This is a genomic window from Enterobacter cloacae complex sp. 2024EL-00711 (assembly GCF_047529885.1).
Lineage (GTDB): Bacteria > Pseudomonadota > Gammaproteobacteria > Enterobacterales > Enterobacteriaceae > Enterobacter > Enterobacter ludwigii.
The window spans coordinates 180,848-202,639 of the sequence record NZ_JBLIZC010000004.1 but is presented as its reverse complement, the minus strand read 5'-3'; the positions used below and the strand labels follow the sequence as shown (position 1 = coordinate 202,639).

Sequence of the window (21,792 nt, the reverse complement as noted above, 5' to 3'; positions counted from 1 at the left end):
ATTCTGGCGCCAGTATTTGAAATAGACGAAATGAGCGAAACGCATGAGTGAACAACGTGTGGATGTCAGTTCTGCCAGACCATTACTGGATAAGAGTGAAACGAAGAAAAAAGAAATCCTTCGTGGCCTGAAAGATGGGTTACCCGTATTACTGGGCGTGATCCCGTTTGCGCTGGTGTTGGGTGCGCAGGCAAGCCATAAGGGGCTCACGCCTCTCGACGTTCCCTTGATGACAGGATTAAATTTTGCCGGCGGGTCTGAATTTGCCGCCATACAAATCTGGACGTCGCCGCCACCTTTTTTACTTATTATGGCCGTAACATTACTGGTAAACAGTCGTCATATTTTAATGGGGGCGACGCTGGTTCCCTTACTTTCTCGTTTTCCAAAACGAAAGGTCTTACCTGCGCTTTTTTTTATGACGGATGAGAGTTGGGCACTCAGTTATAATGACGCGCATTCCAGAAATAACAAAACGGCGCCGCTGTTCAGCATGCCATATTATATGGCGGTCTCTTTATCTTTCTATACGATGTGGGTTTTCTGTACCGCACTCGGCGCGTTAATTGGCCCGGTGCTGGGCGATGTTCACCAGTATGGTTTTGATATGGCCTTTCCGGCGGTCTTTCTTGTGCTGGTCAGAGGCATGTGGAATGGCATTCGTAAAGCTGTGCCCTGGATAATCAGTCTGGTCGTCTCCGTGGCGGTATGTCATTTTATTGCCGGCCTGTGGTACGTCATTGCTGGCCCTTTAGCAGGATTAGCCGTTGCCGCATTTTTAGGGGGAGAGGATGCCTGATTATCAGACCTTCATCGCCATCGTATTAATGGCACTCACCACGTATGCAACGCGTGTGACCGCTTATCTAATATTACGAAACCGGGTGCTAACGCCCAGGGCGATGACGGTACTTAAATCCTCTCCCGGTTGTGTCATGCTGGCTTTCATTGCGCCTTTTTTTGCCTCAGGAAATCCCGCAGATCTGATCGCATTAGGGTTAACGTTGGTTGTTGCAATGCGCTTTTCAATGCCGGTGACGGTGATCTCCGGCGTGATGTTTGCCTTTATACTTCGCTATTATTTAGGGTAAGTTTCCAGACCTGCCGCGCAACCAGAAACAGAATCGACTTCTTAGGTCCCTTTCCCCGCCGCTGTGCGCGACGTGGTAATGTTGGCGTCGAACAGGTTCTGCGTTGAGGATCCCGCTATGACCACGTTTTATCAACTGACAGCCACCCGTCTGGATGGACAGCCTGTCGCTATGCTCGACTTCGCTGGCAAGGTGGTGTTGGTCGTGAATACCGCCAGCCAATGTGGCTTCACGCCACAATACGGCGGCCTTGAGGCGCTTTATAAGAAATACGCCGCTCAGGGGCTGGTGGTGCTTGGGTTCCCCTGCAACCAGTTCGGTAAACAGGAGCCCGGCGATGCCGACGACATCGCCAGGACCTGTCACGTTCATTACGGTGTGAGCTTCCCGATATTTGAGAAAATCGAGGTCAACGGAGCCGCAGCGCATCCGGTGTTTCGCTATCTGAAAAACGAATTGCCCGGCGTGCTGGGGGGACGAATCAAGTGGAACTTCACCAAGTTCCTGATCGGACGCGACGGTAAACCGCTCAAGCGTTTTGCGCCGATCACCACCCCCGAGAAAATGGAAGCCGCAATCCTTGCTGCGCTTGCAAGCTAAGTATTGTGGTCATGATGGCCTGAACTCAGGGGGGGGATTCATTGCAGGGGCGTTTATCGCGCATCGCAGACGCCATGTCCGCATCTAAAATAGCACTCACGGAAAGATTTCACTCCCTCTCCTCATGCTATATCTCCATAAACATACCCATTAATGAAAGGACGTATGGAGATGCTGAGAGGCAAAAGAGCGGTTATTACGGGTGGGGGCAGGGGATTTGGTCAGGCGCTGTGCGTATGGCTGGCGCGGGAAGGCGTAGAGGTAGAATTTTGCGCGCGGCGGGCTGATGATATTCAAAAAACCTGCAGCATCATCACTGCTGAAGGCGGTATGGCAAAAGGGTATATCTGTGATTTAACCCGGCCAGAATCCGTTTCTGCGTTTTCTTCACAGCTATTAACTTCAGACAAGCCCATAGATATTTTAATTCTCAATGCTGCCCAATGGTTGTCAGGAACGTTAGACGACCAGCCAGATACCGACATTATTAATACCGTCAGTTCCGGCCTGACAGCGTCGATTCTTCTGACGCAGGCTCTGCTGCCTGGATTAAGACGTTCAGACAGTGCTGATATCGTCTCAATTATCTCTTCCTGCGGGATCCCGAACTTCACGGATTCAATTGCGCACCCCGCTTTTTTCGCCAGCAAACATGGGCTCAGCGGATTTACAACAAAACTCGCTCAGCAATTGTCCGAAGAAAATATACGGGTTACCGGACTGTACCCTCCTGATTTCGAACTTACAGGGTTAGATTCGAGTGTCGATAGCCAATGCAGAATGGGAGAGCGGCTCTTGAACGGGCGATCGGTCTGGGAAGCGATTCGTTTTGTGTTGGTTCAACCGCGTAGTTGCCATATAAGTTGCCTCTACTTTCAAGGTCCAACCCGCGAAGACCTGAGTGATAGGGTCTAAATTGGGTGATGTTAAACAGAACGGTCTTCGCACAGAGCAGCGTTGATACCTGATGAAACAGGCTGCTCTGTGCCCTAAGTGGATGCGTTGAGTCAATATGGGGGTTATGACAATTCAGGGATACCGACAGGATACCCGGAAGTTGACATTAAAGGGGTGAAATTGCCTCAACAACATGCTGGAAAACGTAAGGGTCAGAAAGTAGCTTAAATTCTTCATCATCCGGGTAAGTGACCGCCACATGATAGTTTTCTCCAGCAAATGCCTTCACTGACTGCAGATCCTGCCAGTAAGTTGCCAGAAAGAAATGCTCCCAACTTCCCTGCGTTTCTCTGCGAACGAACGCGCCTTTGTTCCCCGATATGCTCCTGGAATGCTCTACCCCTGTTTTTTCAAGGTGTTTTGCAAAACCTTCCGCATGTTCAAGCGGAACACATCCATGCCAGGTCCTTACAATCATTAGTGTTCTCTCTTTAGGAATGGTGAGGGTATAACCATATCATCAGAAAGCACCTCATGGTGTGATTAACGAAGAGCGTTATCTCACACATCGATTTATCGGACATTCTTCACCTTGCTTCAGACTGAATCTCATGACCACGATAAAGTTAGGTCACTTCCGTTTTTTGCTCGTAGCTGATCGTACGGCTTTTATGTCGGTCCGCTTTGTGCAAGAAGCGGACCTCCGTTACTATTCTGAAGAGGAAGCACAGAAATATTTAGGTCTGTTGGGTAATAATTACGATATATAATAAAAACTCCTCCATTTCAGAATCCAAGAGTATGGGCATACGCAAGGATGCAATTATGAAATCCAAGAGTGCGTTAGTTTTAGAAGAACTCAGATCCAAATTACGTACTGCATCTGTGGCACAAGTCGGTGGTTTCCGCCCTACAGCAGACCCAATTACATCCTGGTTTTTAAAAGGAGTCGCTCTTCCAGGTGAAGGGTTGCCAGTTTGGAAGGGGCAGCCGATGTTTCCGCTTCTCCAGATTCGCGTAGATGAGCTTCCCGTGATTCCTGAACAACTGAAGGGGATCGCGCTCTTAGTGCTTTATCATAATATGGAAAGCCATCCATTTGATAAACCTCATGGCGAGGGGTGGCTAATACGAGAATACGCCACCCTTGATGGGCTTGAGTTATTGCCTGCAATTAACACTCCATATCGAGCATTTCCGGTTCGGTGGGTGAGTGTCAATGATGATGCTCCAGGATGGGAGGATGCTTGGGATATTATTGACTTGTCTGACGTAAACGATGATGAGGATGCAAGTGATAGATTCTATGATGGTTTTAACCGGTACAGGGGAACCAAGGTTGGAGGATATCCAATGGAGATACAACATGGTGTGGGGATTCAAGATTTTGTCTTTCAAGTGGGGTCAGAAGAAAAAGTAAACTGGATGTGGGCGGACAATGGTATCGGCTACTTTCACAAATCCCCAGAGGGACTTTGGACGTTTTCATGTCAGTTTTACTAGAAACTCAACGTCCTCTCATCGCTCACAGCGGACCTTCTGCTCCGTTAGTTTGGCCGCTTTGTGCCAGGAGCGGACGCGGTCTCCTCTGTTCGAAGGACAAAATTTAATGAGCCACTACACTATCAAACAGACCTTTTTTCCGGTGGCTCTGAGCAAGTTGTAGTACCTGCACCGTGGAAAATACCTGACGTTAAGATACTTGGAAGTAGTGGTTTGAAATGAAAAATGAAATAAAGAAAACAGTAACTGACATCATTAAAATACTATCCTCAAATGAGGAGGGTTCATGGGCAAAAACATTTGAAAAACTGGCCATCGAACTCGATGTTGATTGTGAGTCATCCATTTACTCATTGAAAAAACTCTACGGCGGGATGGGGTCATTTAACGATATTGTTCTCCATAAAAATGGAATACCTCTAATTCGAGAAAATGACGAGTTAGATGATTTGAGACACAAACTCTATAAGCAACTTGACCATGCAATCGGCTTGTTAAAAGCAGGAGATTTACCCTAACGTCGTTACCGGTAGCGCCTTTGAGTTACTGGCGACGCTTACGATGAGAAAAGATAAAACTGCTATGTATTGACCCGGAAAACGACTGGAAACGCGCCCGGTAAAATATATCCGGATGCATGACTATGCAGCCAGCTGAATTACCACTCGGCTCGCCGAAACATGACCAATCGGCGGACAGCACTAAGGTCCGCTCCTCGCTCGTAGTGGACCTTCTGATCAATTAGTTTGGTCGCTTTGTGCCAGAAGCGGACGTTGCAAATATCACTGTTTTAATCGATGGGGAGCAGGTCAACGATAAACAATAACCCTGAATCAGCTCATTTTAACGGCAAAAAGATATCCGTGAGTAATTCATGTTCTGCTACCTCATGCACAAAGTTGTGGTAATGAAAGAAAAGCGGGAAGTCGCGAAGTTCCTCTCCGCTCTCTGGCAACCAGTCACGATACAGAGACTTAGCCAACTCGGTTAACGCATCATGCGATCCCTGATGACGTAACACCGCACAGCGACCAGCCGGAATGTCACTATTTATCACCCCGAAGCGATTGTCTTCAATAATGGGTGACGTGACGGTTCCGCAAATATGGAACTCAAATTCATCCGGCGGCGTTAAGGTTGGATCGTGTGGTGCAATACCGTATGTCTGGCTACTGGCAACCGGTGAAAAACCCGTGGTTTTTCGCCATTCAATAAAGCGAGCCGCCGTTTCGTTTATTCGCTCCGGTTGTCCATAATGTGTCAGCATTGCGACTGACGTCGCGGGGAAAGTAATGATCCTGACCTGGCTTTGCATGGTTTGTCTCCTGGCTTTGTAAGGTTCGGATATGCGCTTATGCCAATCCACCCAGGGGGGCTGCTGGCGGAATTGCGTCGGTGATAGACCGAACATTTGTCTGAAAGCACGGCTAAATGATTCAGAATGCTGGAAACCGGCGTCGTACGCGATATCAGTGATTTTCTCTAACGGATTAAAAGCCAGTCGATAAGATGCGCGTTTTAAGCGCATCATCTGGATGTAACGGCCAGGTGGCATCCCACAATAACTACAAAACTGACGATGGAAATGAAATGGCGAGAAGTGAGCCACTTCACTCAGTTTTTCCAGTAATAAAGCGTCATCGAGATGGTGGTCAATATAATCAAAGACCTGTTTAAAGCGTCTGGCGTAACTATCAGTTTTATTATCACACATGACTTCCTCCGTGCTGCTTAATATGCTCGAAGGCGATTCAGTTTGCCTGACCGATCTTGCTCAATGACGTACAAAGGAGAGCATTTCCAGGTGGCTATCTTTCGAACCTTTGACTTGCTCCCCATTGCTCAAGACTCTCGATGTCAATATGCATGCCGAACTTCCACTGTTCGCTCAAAGTTGCTCCTCAGCTCCACGTCAGGCGCGGAGTAAACGCATCCGTGTAAGTGCACAATTTTCATGTGCCACTAAAGCAGCGTGTTCCCATCGACATTCTGTCAGCTTTATACGCCTGCCACTCGCGCCAGACATTCTCTGGATCAATATCGCGGTAGCCACGCTCTCTGATTATATCCTCGGCTGCTTCGGCCGGCAGGCGGATGGCTGTAGCGTCATCGCGGATGGACTCAACCTCATCGCGGGTCAATTCACGTCCCATGCCCTGTTCTTTATCAATCAGGACTATGATCAACGCAGGGATAAAAACAATCTTCATACTGATTAGTCTCTGAAATATTCGCATACCACTGTATCACTAACAGTTTTGATATAGTTTGACCTGTTCCCAGTTGATTGATACACGACATTGTGAGCAAGATCTATGGCGACTTAATTATGAACGTCTGCTGATTGCTCATAGCGGACCTTTTGCTCAGTCAGTTCGTCCGCTTCGTGCCACAAGCGGACATTTAACAAGGCGCTGAATTGAATAACACCAGCTGGCTCATCTTCGCTTACGTAGCGCATTAAGTAGCGTCTGCGTTGCATCAGAAGACGCTCCAGATGACGAACAAACCAGCCCAAATTCCCGGTGTATAGCAGGCGTCAAAGGCGCCACGCACAGGTTGCGCAGCGTCTCCGGCAGGGCTGATTCAGGTACAAGGGCGACGCCCATCTCTTCCCCGACCAGCTTACAGGCGCTAATCCAGTCGCGTACTGTCACGCGTATATCAGAAAGTTGCAAACCAGCCATTTCCATCAGGCTTTTTCCATTAACGACACATCCGCCTGTCGCCAGAATAAAGGGCTGGTCTGCCAGCGCCTTTAGCGTTATGCCATAAGCCCTGGCATGATGTGCCAGCTGATGTTTAGCTGGTATTACCGCGACCCATGCATCCTGTCCTAATATAACCTCTGCACGCCCGGGGCCGGGATTCATGACCACCCCAAGTTCTACGGTATCAGCGGCAAGCCACTCCTCGACTTCCTCGTCCGAGCCTTCCAGGACAACGATTTCAATACCCGGGTGCAGGCGCTTAACGTCGCGCAGAAGCCCTGGCAACAATGTGGATGTCACTGAGGGAAAACTGGCCAGGCGAATGCGCCCTCGGTGTAAGTCTCGGCTCTTATCAGCCAGTATGCGAATGGCATTCAGCTGCAAAAGCATGTTTCGTGCATTTTCAATAACCTGCTCACCCAGCGCGGTAATACCGATATACCGTCGCTCACGCGTAAATACCGGAAATCCAAGCGAAGCTTCGAGCTGGGCGATGGCCTGGCTGGCACCTGACTGAGTCATTCCTATCTCTTCTGCGGCGCGCGAGATGTTGCCGGCATCGGCGACGGCCACCAGCAGGCGCCAGTGTAAAAGATTCATCATGATTATCAGTAGCTCAGCTAATAGTTAGATTCTATATCATTAATTTTACAGCGAAATACGCGTCAAATACAGTGAGTTCAGAATTGCTTCGAATTTCTCGATGGCTTTACACATTTAACGGAGACAACATGAAACTCTATTACGCCCCGGATGCCTGTTCGTTATCACCGCACATTGTGCTGCGCGAACTGGAAATTGAATTTGAACTGGTGAAGGTTAACAACAAAAGCAAGCTCACTGCTGATGGTCGCGACTTCCGCACCATTAACCCTAAAGGTTATGTCGCTGCACTTGAATTGGATAATGGGCAGATACTCACTGAGGGGCCAGCCATTGTGCAGTACCTCGCCGATCTTAAACCAGAATATGGCCTGGCACCGCGCGCAGACAGTTGGGCTCGGGTGCGTCTGCAGGAATGGCTAAACTTTATCACTAGTGAAATACACGCTGGCTCGGCACCGCTGTTCAACCCCGCACTGCCCGAGGACATCAAAGCGATTTTTCAGAATAAGCTCTTCCGACAGTTCGATTTACTCCAGGCGAGGCTCAACGAAAACACTTTTCTGACTGGCTCATCCTTCAGCGTAGCGGATGCCTATCTTTTTACGGTGCTGGGTTGGTGTAAATTCTTCTCAATCCAACTGGAACGCTGGCCAGCGCTACCGGCGTACATGGAAAAAATAAATGCCCGACCTGCTGTACAGGCTGCATTACTGGCTGAAGCGTCTCAGTAGGGTAGGTAATCGCTTATTGCTGGACACAGCATGTTGAGTGTCTGCAAAGAGGTCGTCTGCCCTTTGTTCTACGCGGGCCTGAAGTTGCGCGTAGCGTTCTGCTCCGTAGCATGAGCTGACGCTGAAACCCATTCCCGGCGGCATTCACTGCTGCTTTCGTTTCATTATGGACTCAACGCCACGCGACTTTTTGCCTTCATCTATGCCTCAAGTCAGACCTTGCGGCTCTTATATCAGGCCGCTTTATGCCCTAAGCGGACGTTACGCCTGGCCACTCGTTTGTCGTGAGGAAACGTAAAGGCTCAAAATAATGCACTGTTTAAGATATAAAATTATACCGTCGGGACAGTACCGCCATCGATCACATATTCCGTACCGGTAATAGTGGCAGCACAGGATGACGCGAGGAAGACGATGAGGTTCGCCACTTCGATGGGCTTTGAGGGACGGCCCAGCGGAATTCCACCGAGTGCATTCATGATGATCTGCTTACCGCCCTCGTAGTCCGTTCCTGCCTGCTGAGCAAGTCGTTCCGCCATCGCTACCGATGCTTCGGTTTCTACCCAGCCAGGCGCCACACGCACCACCCGAATTCCCTTAGGGGACACCTCTTTCGACAGGCTTTTGCTGTACGCCGACAGTGCCGCTTTGGCCGCCGCATATCCGGTGGTCGATTCCGGTAACGGCAGTTCACGCTGAATAGAGGTGACGTGGATGATCACCCCATCCTGTTGCGCCAACATCCCTGGCAACAACGCGCGATCTAAGCGTACCGCAGGCAACAGATTAAGATTGAGCTCCTGTTGCCATTCTTCTTCCCCAAGGGCTGCAAACCCACCGCCGGGAGCGGTAGAACCGCCTGCTACGTGGATAATGATATCGACGCCGCCCAGGTGTTTCTGAACGGCGTCCACGACTAAATTACATCCCTGGATGGTGGTCAGATCCGCCGCCACGAAAGCGTCTGCGGTAGATTCTGCGGGCTCGTGACGCGCGGTGGTTAGCACCGTTGCCCCTTGCTGTATTAAAAGGTGGACAACTGCTTTGCCGATCCCTTTGGTACCTGCGGTAACCAGAACACGTCTGCCCTGTAAATCAAGATCCATCAGCATCAGATTATCTCCAGAGTCGCAATCTTGTCGCCAGCGAGGCCGAAAGTATGTGTAAGCATCACGGGGCTGCCGGGAAAATTACCGACAACGTTCGTGGTGACTATTACCCGCTCGCCTTCAGTGAGAACTTCAATGGGGTGAACGCTATAGTCGAAGGCAGCCCGCGCCGCGCGTTGCCACGCTTCGATTGCCGCGTGCCCCCGATGGGTTTTACCTTCGTCGAACACGACGGCATCGAGGGTAAAACAGCGCTTAACGCTGGCAATATCGGCACCATTGCCGATCGCAAAATAGGTTGAAATAGCTTGCGGTAGAGATAATGACATGGCCCTTACTCCCGTTATTTACAGTACGGGAATTTTTAACATAGACTATAAAATTGACAAGTACGCACAAAAAAGTGAGCAACTGAATTATGAGTAAGTTATATAGCCCTGAAACCGCCGCAAGCGGCGTGGAACAAGTTCTGCGAATGCTGGAAGGTCGCTGGAAACTCATTATTCTGTTTCATCTTTTTGACGGAAAGGTGCAACGCTATTCTGATTTTGAAAAACTGATCCCCGAAATTTCGCAGAAGATGCTGGCACAACAGCTGCGACAGCTGGAGGCCGACGGCATTGTGTCACGTAGGGTATATCCCCAGGTTCCACCGAAAGTCGAATATCGGCTCACTGAGTGGGGGCAGGCGCTGTGTCCGGCTCTCGATGCAATGCTGAAATGGGCGGAAAAACGCGAGGTTTAGGGGCTCGGGTACATTTTTGTTTATGGTCGAAAATTGTTGATGTTCATTCCTTGCTGATAGCAGACCTTACGGCTCTTATTTTGGTCCGCTTTGTGCCGGGAGCGGACATTATTTTTCTCGACTTATTCTAAATTCAATGCAAGGTACTATTATTGAATATATTGTCTGGGTTAAATTATGAACACAACCAATCCCATAATGGGCAATATTATGAAAAGGAGGAATATTGGCATATGGCCTCATGGCCGCATCCCTGCTCATAGGCTGTTATGCGGACGTACAACGCATTGAGTGGAGTAGGGAGCATGATAAAGAGCGAAGTATGAAAATCGAAATCTACTAATCCTCGTAGTACCGAAGATTGCCGGCATACTATAGACTCTGGCACCCGCAGCGTATCATATTCTAAAAGTCCTCAAGAAAGCTAAACAAGGCGTCCTGATTCTGTGAACGCTTTGAGCTTATGGAGCATATTTGCATTAATTAATCAAGCTCAGCTGATTATATAATAAACAAGATCCACACTATTTTCTATATTTAAATAAAACGGATAAAAACCGAGCCGGTTTAGGTGCTATGAAATGTTATTAACTCTTAAAAAAATTTGTTATGATAATTTTAGATTTGTTTTAAGTGGGGCGTTTTTTATAATTTCAGTATCCATTGTTGTTATTGTTAATTTTATTGGTGCGCGTTATAATTTGGTCATTAATCGCACCTTGGTTTTTGCTTTTCTGTTATTAACACTTCTTTGCATCAATAGAAAAATATTAAAAAACCTTATTGGCTTTATAGCCTTAACATTAATCGCTGCTGATTTATCTCTTCAGATGTATGCCTGGAGTCACTTCAATGCTAAATTTGACTATGGTTTTGCATTAAGTGTAATAAATACTACAGGTAGCGAAGCATTTTCAATGTTAGGCGTTTATTGGAGAAGTTGTGCAATTTTTATGGGATTGCTGTGTTTATTTATTTTAACTATTAACTGTAGCACAAGTACCCTGCCGTTAAAGTATAGGCGATACCCTGCAATATTATTCGTGCTTTTGTTAACTGGCTATACTGTACAGGGTATACTGCATCAATTACGAAAAAGCAATGTTGATAGCCTTGCTCAACGTGTTGTCAATTCAACTCCGCTGAGCACGGCTACAGTCTTTATGCAAGCCATCTCTGATATGAGTATTGCCTCCAGTATTAATAATAATACACCTAACTATTCAATATCACTATCAGATACCGGAATTGATAATTATGTAATTATTATTGGGGAGTCTGAGCGCAGTGCAAATATGAGCATATATGGATATGAGCGAAGCACGACTCCTGAACTGGAAGCAGAAAGGAAAAATCTTCTGTTGTTCCAGCATGCCATTAGCCCAGCGCCAGTGACCATTATGGCTGTGCCACTTGCGCTCACTGCTGATTCAGTACAGGAAGCAGATCCCGCTAAGTACAGTGACAATATTATTAGTATAGCGAACAAAGCCGGGTACGATACGTACTGGTTTAGCCACCAGGGAAAAGGGGGCGCATATAATAATGTGATTACAGGTATCGCTATGAAAACCAAACACCATCAGTGGATTGATCAGGGGTTCGATGACTCTTTGCTCCCAGAACTTGAATCAACGCTGAAAACATCTGGTAAGAAATTAATTGTGCTACATCTATATGGTAGCCACGAACCTGCCTGCGCGCGCTTCCCAAAAGATGCTTCCGTCTTTAAAGATGGAAATAAAGATGATGATTGCTATGATAACTCTGTGCGCTTCACGGATTATGTTATGGGGAAAGTTTTTAACCAACTTTCAAATACACGCTCTTCTGTATTTTACTTTTCTGACCATGCCTTAATACGCGATCCTTCACGTTCAGTGGTATATTACCATGCGGGGGCTAATCCACCCCGGGAAGCGTTATCTGTCCCAACTTTCATTTGGTATAGCCCTAAAGTTGAAAGAAAGAATAAGTTGATCGGAGACTACAATACGCCATGGTCTACCGATGATGCGAATACCCTTTCCGAATTATGGCTCGGAATACATCGGGTTGAAAATGATATCGTTAGCTTGCAAAAGTGGCTACAGGACTATCAAAAACCGATTGTAATTAAGGATACAACGGGTAAGAAATTTAATTGGACGGATATAAAGTAGTAGAAACGATGATTCGTGGTTAAAAATTATTCTGCCGATTGACGGAAAATTCATGACTATGGGAGCCAGACCTGAAGAGGTACTGGCTCGTACTCTAAATATTCATGACCAGCTCTCCATTGATTTATACACTATGCTCTGAGTCAATCTTCATCGGGTGTGATAAAAATTGCGACATCCGCACCTCATTCACCGCGGCCGTCAGGGCAATGTAAATGAGCCTTCCATGACAATAACGCTTTTTCCTCCTACCCGAACTGACGGGCTTTCTGCAGTGCCGTCATAGCCTGAAAATAATATGCTGGCGCGCCCCATATCAACGCCCTGGCTTACGCGAAGAGAGAGCTCTTTTTTATTGCGAAGCTGGGCCAGCAGGGCTGTCACTGCGCCAGTCGCGCTGCCTGTTGCCGGATCTTCGGTCATGCGTGGCGTAAACATCCGGGCCTGCAAATCACACGGGTCTTCAGGATCCGTTTCCAGCGTATAGGCGTAAATGGACACCGCGCCGTCGAGGGGCAAAATAGCCCGGAACCCCTGCAAATTGGGTACGCAACAGCGAAGCGCATTTCGGGTCGCGAGTTCGACAATCAAAAAAGGCAGGCCAACAGAGGCGACGACAGGCATATGCATTTCAGTGCGTATATCACTGGCTTCAAGAGAGAGGCAGGCCGCCACGTTTTCCGGACTGACTTCTGAGTGGCAGGATAAAGCTTGCGGAACAAGAAGCTCTGCACCCGTGACCTTTGCATTTTCTTTGATAATCCTGACAGGTACCCGCCCGGCGGCTTCTTCGAATATCAGCGTTTCAGGTAGCGATTCGCCATTCAGTTCAGCCTGATACGCCAGGACAAAAGCAGTCCCAATATTGGGATGACCAGCGAAAGGGATTTCACGCGTCGGGGTAAAAATCCGTACCCAAGCCGTATGTGATGGTTCTTCAGGAGGTAAAACAAACGTCGTTTCACTGTAGCCAAATTCTAAGGCGAGCAGCTGCATTTGCTCAGTGGTCAATCCCTCGGCATCCAGAACGACAGCGACCGGGTTACCGCAAAACGGTTTATCAGTAAACACATCTGCAATCACATAACGTCTTCTCACCAGGACCTCAACTTCCATGCCTTAAAATGAATTTATACTCAACGAGTTTGTCGTTTTAATATACGCTCACGTGAAAACATAACCCACTGGCATTTACCTGTATGCGTATTTTTCACCTTAACGACGGAAGGTGATGTTTACCTGATTTTGTTCATCCACTCCGTTAAGGTGAGTGAATACAAAAGGCTCGGCGGTGCGTCTTTAATATCATGTATATCTCTGACATATCTCAGTCCCGTTTTTTCAAGAACGTTCTGTGATGCCAGATGGTTAGCTCTGACAACGGCTGAGATCTCGGTGAGTTGCATATCATCAAAACCATACCTTACCGCGCGTGTAGCAAATTCTGTCGCCAGGCCTTTTCCCCAGGCATCTGTCGATAACCGATACCCAAGATTGTTAATCACACAATCGCCATAGCTACGGATGCTCAGACCACCAAATCCGATGATTTTTTCAGGAGAGCCAAGAAGCGATATGGCGAAGCTACCAAAGCTGTGAGTTTGCCAGTGGGCGAGCCAGCGATTGAGAACCGTTTTTGCATGATCAATATCCGGGTAGGGGCCTGCGGGGTTAAACGTGTTCGTCGCCGGATCACCATAAATTCTGTAGAGATCCGCTACGTCTGATGCCATTACCGGGCGAAGGCACAATCGAGTTGTTTCAATTCGCAAACAGACCTCCTGATATGTGTTGACGGGAATATGTCTTTCATTAATTGATGCTCTCTGATTAAAGCATATATGTGTTTTGACGTAATTCGACAGATCCGATTGTGTGCTGTCGTGGCGAAACGCACACGACGAATACCCTGGTGTGTTAACCAATGGGCACAGGTCAGCCTCACCAGACATCAGTATGCGATGGACAGAATACGGACAAAAAAAGACCCGCAGTATGCGGGTCTGTATAAATGCTGAAAAGGGTAATCAGAACGACCAGCGCAGGTTAGCGTTGACCGAATTGATGCGGGTGTCTTGACCGAGTTGCCCCTGATAACCGACATCCAGCGTCGCAGCGCGCGACAGCTGTACGCGGACGCCGATATCGCCCACCATCACGTCCTCATCAACGGCCTGGCCCTGGGTGATGAACGCGTCACTGCCGGCAAATGCCATCCGCGATGAGGTGTTTTTATCCCCGTAGGCGTGCTGCCAGCCCAACGAACCATACAGGTTAACGTTTTTCGGCAGCTCGGTGACACCGCGCATCCCGAGCGTGGAGTAGAAGGTGTTCATCGTTTCATTACGCACGCTCAGTGCGGCGGCACCGCCATCTTCCCTGAAACTGTCGGTATGCAGTCGAATCCAGGACAGGTTGATAAACGGTTCAACATTCATCGCCGGCTGGCCAAAACGGTAGCCCGCCTCGGTAAACGCCAGCAGCGAGTTGGCGTCGTAATCTGACTTCAGGCGGTCCGAGAAACCACTGAAATCAACGTTGCGCTCGCCTTCAATCTTGTGCCAGGTGTAACCCAGCGCGCCGCGCAGTGAGAACGCATTCTGTTGCCCTGCGGCATACAGGCCAAGGTGATAGTTGTCGGTATCCGTGGATGAACGGCGGCTATCAACGTCGTAATCACCACGGCTATAGCCGAAGTACCCCCCGACACGTACGTTATGGTCAGCCAACGTGCGATCCGCGCCCAGCAGGAAGCCGGTGGTGTTGCCGTCCAGCTTGCCTGCGTTACCGTTGTCGCGCGTTCTGCTCCAGGAACTGAAGGTCTGGCCCCATATGCCGTTATTTTGTTGCTCCGGCTGTTGTACCAGCGACATCGCTAACGGCGGTATCGGCAGACTGTCATTATCGAACGCGCGCTGCATGCGCTGGTTCAGTACGTTGAACAGCTGAGTGCTGCCGGCGATCAGGTTAGACTGTACCGACGGGTAAACTTCACCTGACAGCTGGTTGAACGCCTCGCGCGCTTGCGGTGCGCTGAGTACCAGCAGAGAGTTATACAGCGCCAGGGAAGGGCCGTTTTGTGTCAGCGTGGAAAGCGCGCCGGCGGTATTCCACTGGTTGCTGGTGTTGGCCACCGTCTGGAAAATACCCGGTTTACCACTTCCTGGATTTTCTCCACCCGGATTTTCACCCCCTGGGTTCTCGCCGCCTGGATTCTCACCACCCGGATTTTCACCCCCAGGGTTCTCACCACCCGGGTTTTCACCACCCGGATTTTCACCCCCAGGATTCTCTCCGCCGGTCTCTTTCTGCGCGATGGTGAGATCGACAGCGTCGGTGCTCTGTTTCAGTGCCACGTCCAGGAAGGCGGATTTGGAGATGGCCCCGGCGAACTGGCCGTCAATTCCCCCCTCGGAGGTTAGAATGCGATAGCTTTGGCCCGTTTTGTAGCTGGTCTGCGGATCCAGTGCGGTAACCTGTACTTTAGCCTGATCGCTGATGGTCGTTTTGCCAGACACCAGTAACTGATCGCTGCGGCCGTCACCGGCGATATCAACGTCATAGAACGATTCACCCACAAAGTTCAGGTAGCGTTTCAGCGTCAGCGTGCCGATAGTGCCATCACCGGGCGAGATATGGCCGCCGGAGAGGATCTCTGTCTGGCCCAGCGTGCCGTCACCGCCCAGCGTGCCGCCGGCTTTGATCGACGCGGCGCTGCTGTAACCTTGTCCGTTACTGACCTCCGATCCCGCCGTCGCGTTGAGGATCAGCGTGCCGCCGTTCTCGGCGCTAAGCGTCTGCACATCAAAAATATCGTCTTCGGGTTGGGTGTTGATATTGCTGGCAATAAGGACTTTTCCACCGCGCGCGGTGACGTTCGCCTTGAGCCCTGAAAGATCGCCGTTCAGCGTGGTCTGGCCGGAGGTATTGATCACTTCACCTTCGCCGCTCATCTTGTTGCTGAAAACGTAATTTCCGTCGGTATGGTTGAAGTAGACATAGCTGCCGAATAACCCACCCCGAAGGCTGATTGCCGTCTTCGCATCAAGAGTGCCCGCGCCGCCCGCCGCGCCGAGCGTCGGCTCCGTTAAACCGGTACCGGAGTCCATATTGCCGCGGCTGCCGATTATCAGCGCGCCCCGGTTCGAGCCGGAACCCGTCATCCCCACTACCAGCTCGTTACTGCCTGCGGAAAATGCACCGCCGTCAATGACCGACAGTACGCCATTGCCGTAATCGCCAACGCTAACGCTGCTGGCACTGGTAAAACGCGAGCCCTCGCCCGCGATAACCAGCTCGGCGGTTTTACGTGCGCCAGAGACGCCCGCCACCTGAATGTTGCCCACGTTAACCGCTCCGCCGTTGAGCACGTCCAGATCGCCATAAAGCGTGAGCGTACGGCCAACATTCCATTGTGAACCGGATCCCGTGACGGTGGCTTTCGGGCTCAGCTTGTCGGTTTCATCTGGCCCGGAACCATTGCCGATACGGGCATCGTAGGTGGTGTTGAGCGTCGCACCGTTTTCAATCGCCAGCGTGGAGCGGGCTCCCAGGTCAGTGCCAACGCTGAGAAAATTACTCACTACGCGTGAACCGGCGCCCGTAGCGATAAGGTGGCTGTCGTAGCCACGGGTGGTACCGACCACGATCTCCTTCGCGCTGGCCAGCGCACCGTCTTCGACTCGCAGGGTGCCCAGGCCAAGATTCAGGCCACCACGCAGAATGTACTGATCGTTAACCGCGTTCAGCTCAGCGTTTGGTCCGCGGACCGTGACCACGCTTTCATAAATTTGGCCGTTGAACAGTCGACCGATATTGATGTTATAGGCAGTGATTTTGCCATTATCGATCAGCAGGTTCCCGCGTTGGTTACGGCCGACGTAAACATCGCCGGTGTAACCTAAAGATTCGGTAACACGCGCATCGCCGTCGAAAATGGCATCCGCTGCGCGAGCGAAATCGGCAGGCGAGAGCATCAACAGCGGTGCGGAAAATAGAGCGAGGTAAAGTCTGGAAAGCGGTGTCTTAACCGCTAAAGAATGCGATGTAGAGTTATTCACGGGCTATCTCCGTACTCATTAGCATGATGTCTGGAAAATCGTTTTTATATGAAACTCAAATGTGTCGGGAAATTTAAAAGGCGTTATTATTTGTACGCCTTTTGGTATTGAGGAAATTATTTATGCGTGACAACCGGCGTACAGGTCGGCGCGCTTAGCGTCGGCGCAGATCCTAAAATTCCAGGCATCATCATTGATGAGCAATCGAAAATTCGCCCTTTTTCTGTCGTGGCGCGATAAGAAAGTTTTTGGCCGCCCAATGCATCCGGTTGGGCACCATTCACATTGGTCACCGTTATTTCGTCCGACGAGCCCAGCCCCAGCATTTTAGCGGTTTCCGCCTGCAGCAGTGGAATAGCCTGATCGGTTTTCAGGGTGGAACAACCGGCTAGCATCAACGTAACGGTTAAAGCGATTAGTGGTCTTTTCATAAATTATCCTTTATATCCAACCAGTTAAAATCACTGATTGTATTTATGTTTTCTATTACCCAAATCAGCGGGTAATATATTTCTCTTTCCTAATTGAAAAAACCCTCCTAAAGTAGGGTGGGTCGATAATAATTCATCTGTACTCTCAGATACGCGAAGGTGAAAGGAGATTCCTTTGGGGCAGAATTATGCGTTGGTCGTTGATGACCATCCATTGGTAGCAAGCGGCATCGCCAATTTTCTGATTACACATTGCCGGTTCAAACAGGCGTATGTCGTGACGAATGAAGAAGATTGCTACCGTCATATTAGGGAAAATGGCCCGCCACGTTTACTGGTAATCGATTTTTGGCTATCTTCCGGTACGGCGTTGAAATTACTCAAAGAAGTGAAACAGCTTTACCCTCAGGTGCGCCTCCTGGTCGTCAGTGGGGATGAAAATAACGATATCTGGCAGAAAGTGCATACGGCCGGAGGACACGGTTTCGTATTGAAAAGCGAACCTCCTGAATTATTCTCACGGGCCGTTTTTGCCCTGGCGGATAATCTGACATGGTTTCCTTGTGCAAACGAATGTGCCGTTAAGACGAATAATGAGAAGTTAAGTAAATTTAACTTAACGCCGCGGCAAATTGATGTTTTGAATATGATTATGCGCGGCCTGCCAAATAAAAGAATTGCCGCCCAGCTTTCTATTTCTGAGCCCACGGTAAAAGAACACATCAGCAATATTCTGAAAAAGATAGGCGTTAACAGTCGGGTGGAAGCCATCACGCTACTGCATGGCAAACGGGAGCCGTCGGAATGAGGTTTTTCCAGGGTTCACAGAACGATGGCATCTCTCCCCCCGCGCAAATTCGCCTGCTGAATAATACGTTTCTGCGGCTGGTATTCAGCTTTAGCGCTGTGCCTTTTGTCGGCATTCCTTTCGCTATCTGGATCCATTTGCTGGGGGGCGATCTGGGTCCCACCATTACCTGGATAATAATTTACTTGCTCTGTGCTGTGGCGATCCGAATAGTGCATCGGCGCTATCAGCGAGAGGTTAAAGAAAATGATGATGAGGCCGTCCTGCGCCGCTGGCTTCCGCGCATTAATAAGGTGGCCTTTTTTCACGGGCTGGGGATTTCATCACTCTATTTAATTACCCCGCAGACGCAGAATTTTGACTTTTTCCTGCTCCTTAATATCAGCATTGCCGCTATTGTCGCTGCCAATGCGACGCATCTGACGCCGGTCATCAGCACCTTCACACGGTTTTTCTTTGCCTCCTGGGGAGTTCTGACTCTCGGTATCATCCTGCGACTGGATGACCTGATGTTCATCGTGCTGATGCTGAACCTGCTGTACGGCTTCGCAATCTACCGCCATGCGTTAACGTCCCACGCGTTTTTTATCCAGCAAGCGCTGCTGGAAGAGCAAAGCTCACGCCTGGCGGAGCAGTTCCGGCAGGCCAAAGAAGAAGCGGAACAGGCGTTGCTCGATAAAAATCAGTTCCTGACGACCGCCAGCCACGATCTGCGCCAGCCGGTGCATGCCATGGGCTTTTTGATCGAAGCCATTATCCACAGAAACCAGGACGACAGCCTGACGCCGCAGCTGCTTGACCTGCAACAGAGCGTTCGTTCGGTGCACCTGATGTTCAATTCCCTGCTCGATCTCAGCAAAATTGAATCTGGCAATGTAATGACCGCCCCTACACGCGTGGACATCGGCACGCTTCTCGACTCGGTGATCACCCTGTTTCGCGAAGAGGCCAACAGTCGCGCACTGCGGCTGCGAACCTGGCGGCCCAAACGTCGCCTCTTCGTGATGGGGGACCCGCTGCTGGTGCGTCAGTCCTTGATTAACCTGATACAAAATGCCCTTCGCTATACGCAACAGGGCGGTGTGCTGGTTGCCATCCGTCCGCGCGGTGTCGAGTGTCTGGTGGAAGTATGGGACACCGGGGTGGGGATTGCCGACGACGAAAAAAGCAAAATCTTCTCGCCTTACTACCGCCCCGAGCTGGCATGGAAGATCGACAGCGCAGGGCACGGGCTGGGCCTGGCGGTGGTTGCCCGCTGTGCCAAGCTGATGAACGTGAAGTATGGAATGCACTCCATTGAAGGCAAAGGTTCGCGCTTCTGGATGCGCTTTACGCAATACACGGGTGACGTGAAAGCGGTGGATCCACTGCCCGCCGGTGACAACATCTCTACACCGGTACGCTATGCGCCACTGCATGGCTCCTGCCTGATCGTTGACGACGATCCGCTGGTGACGTCCGCCTGGGAGAGCCTGATGAGCCTCTGGGGGATTAACGTGCGCTGCGCGGCCTCGGCCGAAGACGCTTTTGCCATCATTGACGACGGTTTCACGCCATTTGCTGTACTGTGCGACCAGCGCCTGCGATCCGGCGAAAGCGGGTTCGACATCCTGAAAGCACTTTTCGAACGTCTGCCCGACATGAGCGGCGCGATGGTCAGCGGTGAGTTTAACTCGCCGGCTCTGCTGGAAGCGGAGCAGGAAGGCTACCTGGTGTTGCGTAAGCCGCTGGAGCCCGCCAAACTGCATGCGCTACTGACACAGTGGTCTGCAGGCTCGGGCTAAAACGAAAGTACAATTTGACTGCAACACAATTCTGGAAATGCTATACTGTATATAAATACAGTATGAGAGGTGCATAATGGCTGTTGAAACAAAATATGTTGTCGTACGAAAAGGTGAAGAGAAAATGACATTTGCCAGTAAAAAAGAGGCTGACGCTCACGACAAACTGCTCGACATGGCAGAAGCGTTCACCGACTGGCTGTTGCAAAGCGGCATGCAGATGGATGAAACGCAGGCTGAAAATCTTGGGCTGTATCTCGCCGAGCAGAAAGAGGCCGTGCAGCATATTCTGCGTACCAGCAAGCTTCCCGATTTCAATGCCGCCACTGCCACAGATAACCCCGAGCCAGATGCGGCTGGCAGTAAAAAAATCAGAGCCGTTAAAGCTGCCTGATCGCCAGAGTGTATCATCGATTCTGATGCCCCGAGTCAGGGGGTCATCAGGGCGTGTTGAGTGCCGCCCCGTTATCTGACAGGGGCGGGACGAATACATATTTATTGAGAGTTCAGCGCGAGAAGTCGTCGGGAAGCACTCATCCCATCACGATCAGAAGCTGTACGTCACTTTCAAACTTCCCGTGGGCGATGTTTTTCGTTGAACAATGGGGCTATTGCCTGCATCTCCCGTCAACTGCGTAACACCTGTTGCGACAGCTACGCTCCAGTCCGGGGTGAGCTTGTGGGTCCAGTCCACATTCAGCGAATAAGCATAAATACCGGATCCAGCATCATGTCGGGAAAACCCCGATGCTGCTGACTGTGCGGCATTCACCCCGTAGTAAGTCTGCATGTATTTGCTGGATCCCCAACTGGTGGTCAGGGCCAGCGTCAGGGAATTTTTCGGTGATGTATAAAGCGGGCTGATAATACCGAAGTGCAGGGCCTCACCGTTGTTTCTTTCAGAAACCGGCACTTCAGCCTGCAATTGCACACTCAGCCAGTCGGTCACCTTATACCCCAGTCCGGGCACAATGATGGCCGAGCCTTTGACGTCACCCATACCCCGCAAGTCGTCACTGCCGGAGCTTATTGAATCGCTGTTCACGTCACGATCCTTGCGACCAGCGCGGTAGCTCAGCGCAGCGTTGTACTCCAGTTTACCGACACTGTTACCGTAACCGATACCCCGCGTGGTGCTGATAAAGACGCCATTTGCCATGGAGTAATCAAGCACTAATGCTGTAGTGGCGCGGCTTTTATCCGAACCAGAATAGCGTGGCGCAATATCCACACCTCCCCCCAGGGTCAACACGTTACCCTGGTTCTGTTCTGCCGCCAGTGTCGGGGTGGTCAGAAACGCCAGAACGACTCCCGGCACTATTTTCTTCAGGCTGCGAGGCGGGAGCAAAGGAGGAAACTGATGACGCAGTGCGATGTTTCTCATTAAAGAAGTCCTTGTGGATTCAAATGATGACGATACAAGCGGTTATTCACGCCAGTTTTCTCAGTTTGAATACGCACCCTAAGGTTCTTATGAGCCGAAAATGAAGAAACGCTGAAGCAAGTACCGCTGCAGTAAACCTGATAGATTTATCGAAACCGTTTTTTTCTTAA

Annotated in this window: 23 protein-coding genes; 12 read left to right on the top strand and 11 right to left on the bottom strand. The window is 50.1% G+C overall.

Annotation, left to right across the window (positions count from 1 at the left end; genetic code table 11):
• The first annotated feature begins 43 nt into the window (after positions 1 to 43).
• From ACMVME_RS13360 to ACMVME_RS13345, 4 genes are all read left to right on the top strand, one after another.
• Positions 44 to 799 (top strand): AzlC family ABC transporter permease, encoded by a 756-nt coding sequence (locus tag ACMVME_RS13360; protein WP_032677597.1) that lies wholly within the window; start codon positions 44 to 46, stop codon positions 797 to 799.
• Positions 792 to 1,091 carry an AzlD family protein gene (locus ACMVME_RS13355; protein WP_014168994.1) on the top strand — a complete coding sequence of 100 codons (300 nt, stop codon included), beginning with the start codon at positions 792 to 794 and terminating at the stop codon, positions 1,089 to 1,091. Before ACMVME_RS13360 ends, ACMVME_RS13355 begins: the two co-directional genes overlap by 8 nt.
• 117 nt (positions 1,092 to 1,208) lie before the next feature.
• On the top strand, positions 1,209 to 1,691 hold the full coding sequence (locus ACMVME_RS13350) for a glutathione peroxidase (RefSeq protein ID WP_068795131.1): 483 nt from the start codon (positions 1,209 to 1,211) through the stop codon (positions 1,689 to 1,691).
• A 171-nt stretch (positions 1,692 to 1,862) separates the two neighbouring features.
• Positions 1,863 to 2,606, top strand: coding sequence for an SDR family oxidoreductase (locus tag ACMVME_RS13345; RefSeq protein ID WP_044868514.1), 744 nt, complete (start codon positions 1,863 to 1,865; stop codon positions 2,604 to 2,606).
• Positions 2,607 to 2,754: 148 nt separating this feature from the next.
• Here ACMVME_RS13345 and ACMVME_RS13340 read toward each other — a convergent pair whose 3' ends face one another.
• The gene (locus tag ACMVME_RS13340) at positions 2,755 to 3,066 is read right to left on the bottom strand and encodes a hypothetical protein (RefSeq protein WP_025204747.1); all 312 of its coding nucleotides are present in this window, start codon (positions 3,064 to 3,066) and stop codon (positions 2,755 to 2,757) included.
• A gap of 347 nt (positions 3,067 to 3,413) precedes the next feature.
• On the opposite strand from ACMVME_RS13340, the gene ACMVME_RS13335 reads away from it, so the two are divergent.
• Together ACMVME_RS13335 and ACMVME_RS13330 are read left to right on the top strand one after the other, a co-directional pair.
• Complete coding sequence (locus tag ACMVME_RS13335) at positions 3,414 to 4,091, top strand: DUF1963 domain-containing protein (protein WP_050737422.1); 678 nt, start codon at positions 3,414 to 3,416, stop codon at positions 4,089 to 4,091.
• 218 nt (positions 4,092 to 4,309) lie between these two features.
• Positions 4,310 to 4,609 (top strand): DUF6966 domain-containing protein, encoded by a 300-nt coding sequence (locus ACMVME_RS13330; protein ID WP_044867644.1) that lies wholly within the window; start codon positions 4,310 to 4,312, stop codon positions 4,607 to 4,609.
• Between the two features lie 320 nt (positions 4,610 to 4,929).
• Here the strand turns inward: ACMVME_RS13330 and ACMVME_RS13325 are convergent, their stop codons facing one another.
• The 3 genes from ACMVME_RS13325 to ACMVME_RS13315 form a co-directional block, all read right to left on the bottom strand.
• Positions 4,930 to 5,805, bottom strand: a complete 876-nt coding sequence (locus ACMVME_RS13325) for an AraC family transcriptional regulator (RefSeq protein ID WP_044867642.1) — start codon at positions 5,803 to 5,805, stop codon at positions 4,930 to 4,932.
• 238 nt (positions 5,806 to 6,043) lie between these two features.
• Positions 6,044 to 6,301, bottom strand: coding sequence for a hypothetical protein (locus ACMVME_RS13320; RefSeq protein ID WP_044867641.1), 258 nt, complete (start codon positions 6,299 to 6,301; stop codon positions 6,044 to 6,046).
• A 228-nt stretch (positions 6,302 to 6,529) separates the two neighbouring features.
• On the bottom strand, positions 6,530 to 7,405 hold the full coding sequence (locus ACMVME_RS13315) for a LysR family transcriptional regulator (RefSeq protein WP_032677603.1): 876 nt from the start codon (positions 7,403 to 7,405) through the stop codon (positions 6,530 to 6,532).
• A gap of 128 nt (positions 7,406 to 7,533) precedes the next feature.
• On the opposite strand from ACMVME_RS13315, the gene gstA reads away from it, so the two are divergent.
• Positions 7,534 to 8,139 (top strand): glutathione transferase GstA, encoded by a 606-nt coding sequence (gene gstA, locus ACMVME_RS13310; RefSeq protein WP_044867640.1) that lies wholly within the window; start codon positions 7,534 to 7,536, stop codon positions 8,137 to 8,139.
• A 332-nt stretch (positions 8,140 to 8,471) separates the two neighbouring features.
• Here gstA and ACMVME_RS13305 read toward each other — a convergent pair whose 3' ends face one another.
• Positions 8,472 to 9,251 carry an SDR family oxidoreductase gene (locus ACMVME_RS13305; RefSeq protein WP_044867639.1) on the bottom strand — a complete coding sequence of 260 codons (780 nt, stop codon included), beginning with the start codon at positions 9,249 to 9,251 and terminating at the stop codon, positions 8,472 to 8,474.
• Positions 9,251 to 9,577 carry a nuclear transport factor 2 family protein gene (locus tag ACMVME_RS13300; protein ID WP_050737421.1) on the bottom strand — a complete coding sequence of 109 codons (327 nt, stop codon included), beginning with the start codon at positions 9,575 to 9,577 and terminating at the stop codon, positions 9,251 to 9,253. Before ACMVME_RS13300 ends, ACMVME_RS13305 begins: the two co-directional genes overlap by 1 nt.
• An 89-nt stretch (positions 9,578 to 9,666) precedes the next feature.
• Here ACMVME_RS13300 and ACMVME_RS13295 point away from each other — a divergent pair, with 89 nt between their 5' ends.
• Entirely contained in the window at positions 9,667 to 9,993 is a 327-nt protein-coding gene (locus ACMVME_RS13295; RefSeq protein WP_014169010.1) for a winged helix-turn-helix transcriptional regulator, read from the top strand.
• A 581-nt stretch (positions 9,994 to 10,574) separates the two neighbouring features.
• Positions 10,575 to 12,155, top strand: a complete 1,581-nt coding sequence (locus tag ACMVME_RS13290) for a phosphoethanolamine transferase (RefSeq protein ID WP_414743447.1) — start codon at positions 10,575 to 10,577, stop codon at positions 12,153 to 12,155.
• A gap of 201 nt (positions 12,156 to 12,356) precedes the next feature.
• Here the strand turns inward: ACMVME_RS13290 and ACMVME_RS13285 are convergent, their stop codons facing one another.
• From ACMVME_RS13285 to ACMVME_RS13270, 4 genes are all read right to left on the bottom strand, one after another.
• Positions 12,357 to 13,253 carry a PhzF family phenazine biosynthesis protein gene (locus tag ACMVME_RS13285; RefSeq protein WP_068795188.1) on the bottom strand — a complete coding sequence of 299 codons (897 nt, stop codon included), beginning with the start codon at positions 13,251 to 13,253 and terminating at the stop codon, positions 12,357 to 12,359.
• Between the two features lie 137 nt (positions 13,254 to 13,390).
• The gene (locus tag ACMVME_RS13280) at positions 13,391 to 13,927 is read right to left on the bottom strand and encodes a GNAT family N-acetyltransferase (protein ID WP_044868879.1); all 537 of its coding nucleotides are present in this window, start codon (positions 13,925 to 13,927) and stop codon (positions 13,391 to 13,393) included.
• Between the two features lie 255 nt (positions 13,928 to 14,182).
• A complete protein-coding gene (locus tag ACMVME_RS13275) occupies positions 14,183 to 17,215 on the bottom strand; it encodes an autotransporter domain-containing protein (RefSeq protein ID WP_068795129.1) in 3,033 nt (1,010 codons plus the stop codon).
• A 116-nt stretch (positions 17,216 to 17,331) separates the two neighbouring features.
• Complete coding sequence (locus ACMVME_RS13270) at positions 17,332 to 17,646, bottom strand: lipoprotein (RefSeq protein ID WP_014169014.1); 315 nt, start codon at positions 17,644 to 17,646, stop codon at positions 17,332 to 17,334.
• 175 nt (positions 17,647 to 17,821) lie between these two features.
• On the opposite strand from ACMVME_RS13270, the gene ACMVME_RS13265 reads away from it, so the two are divergent.
• The 3 genes from ACMVME_RS13265 to ACMVME_RS13255 all read left to right on the top strand — a co-directional run bounded on the left by ACMVME_RS13265 (position 17,822) and on the right by ACMVME_RS13255 (position 20,632).
• The gene (locus ACMVME_RS13265; protein WP_044867764.1) at positions 17,822 to 18,454 is read left to right on the top strand and encodes a response regulator transcription factor; all 633 of its coding nucleotides are present in this window, start codon (positions 17,822 to 17,824) and stop codon (positions 18,452 to 18,454) included.
• Positions 18,451 to 20,238: a hybrid sensor histidine kinase/response regulator gene (locus tag ACMVME_RS13260; RefSeq protein WP_068795128.1), complete on the top strand. Its 1,788-nt coding sequence runs from the start codon at positions 18,451 to 18,453 to the stop codon at positions 20,236 to 20,238. Before ACMVME_RS13265 ends, ACMVME_RS13260 begins: the two co-directional genes overlap by 4 nt.
• Before the next feature lie 76 nt (positions 20,239 to 20,314).
• Positions 20,315 to 20,632 (top strand): YebG family protein, encoded by a 318-nt coding sequence (locus tag ACMVME_RS13255; protein WP_044868194.1) that lies wholly within the window; start codon positions 20,315 to 20,317, stop codon positions 20,630 to 20,632.
• A 153-nt stretch (positions 20,633 to 20,785) separates the two neighbouring features.
• Here the strand turns inward: ACMVME_RS13255 and ACMVME_RS13250 are convergent, their stop codons facing one another.
• Entirely contained in the window at positions 20,786 to 21,622 is an 837-nt protein-coding gene (locus ACMVME_RS13250; protein WP_040016873.1) for a MipA/OmpV family protein, read from the bottom strand.
• Positions 21,623 to 21,792: the final 170 nt, after the last annotated feature.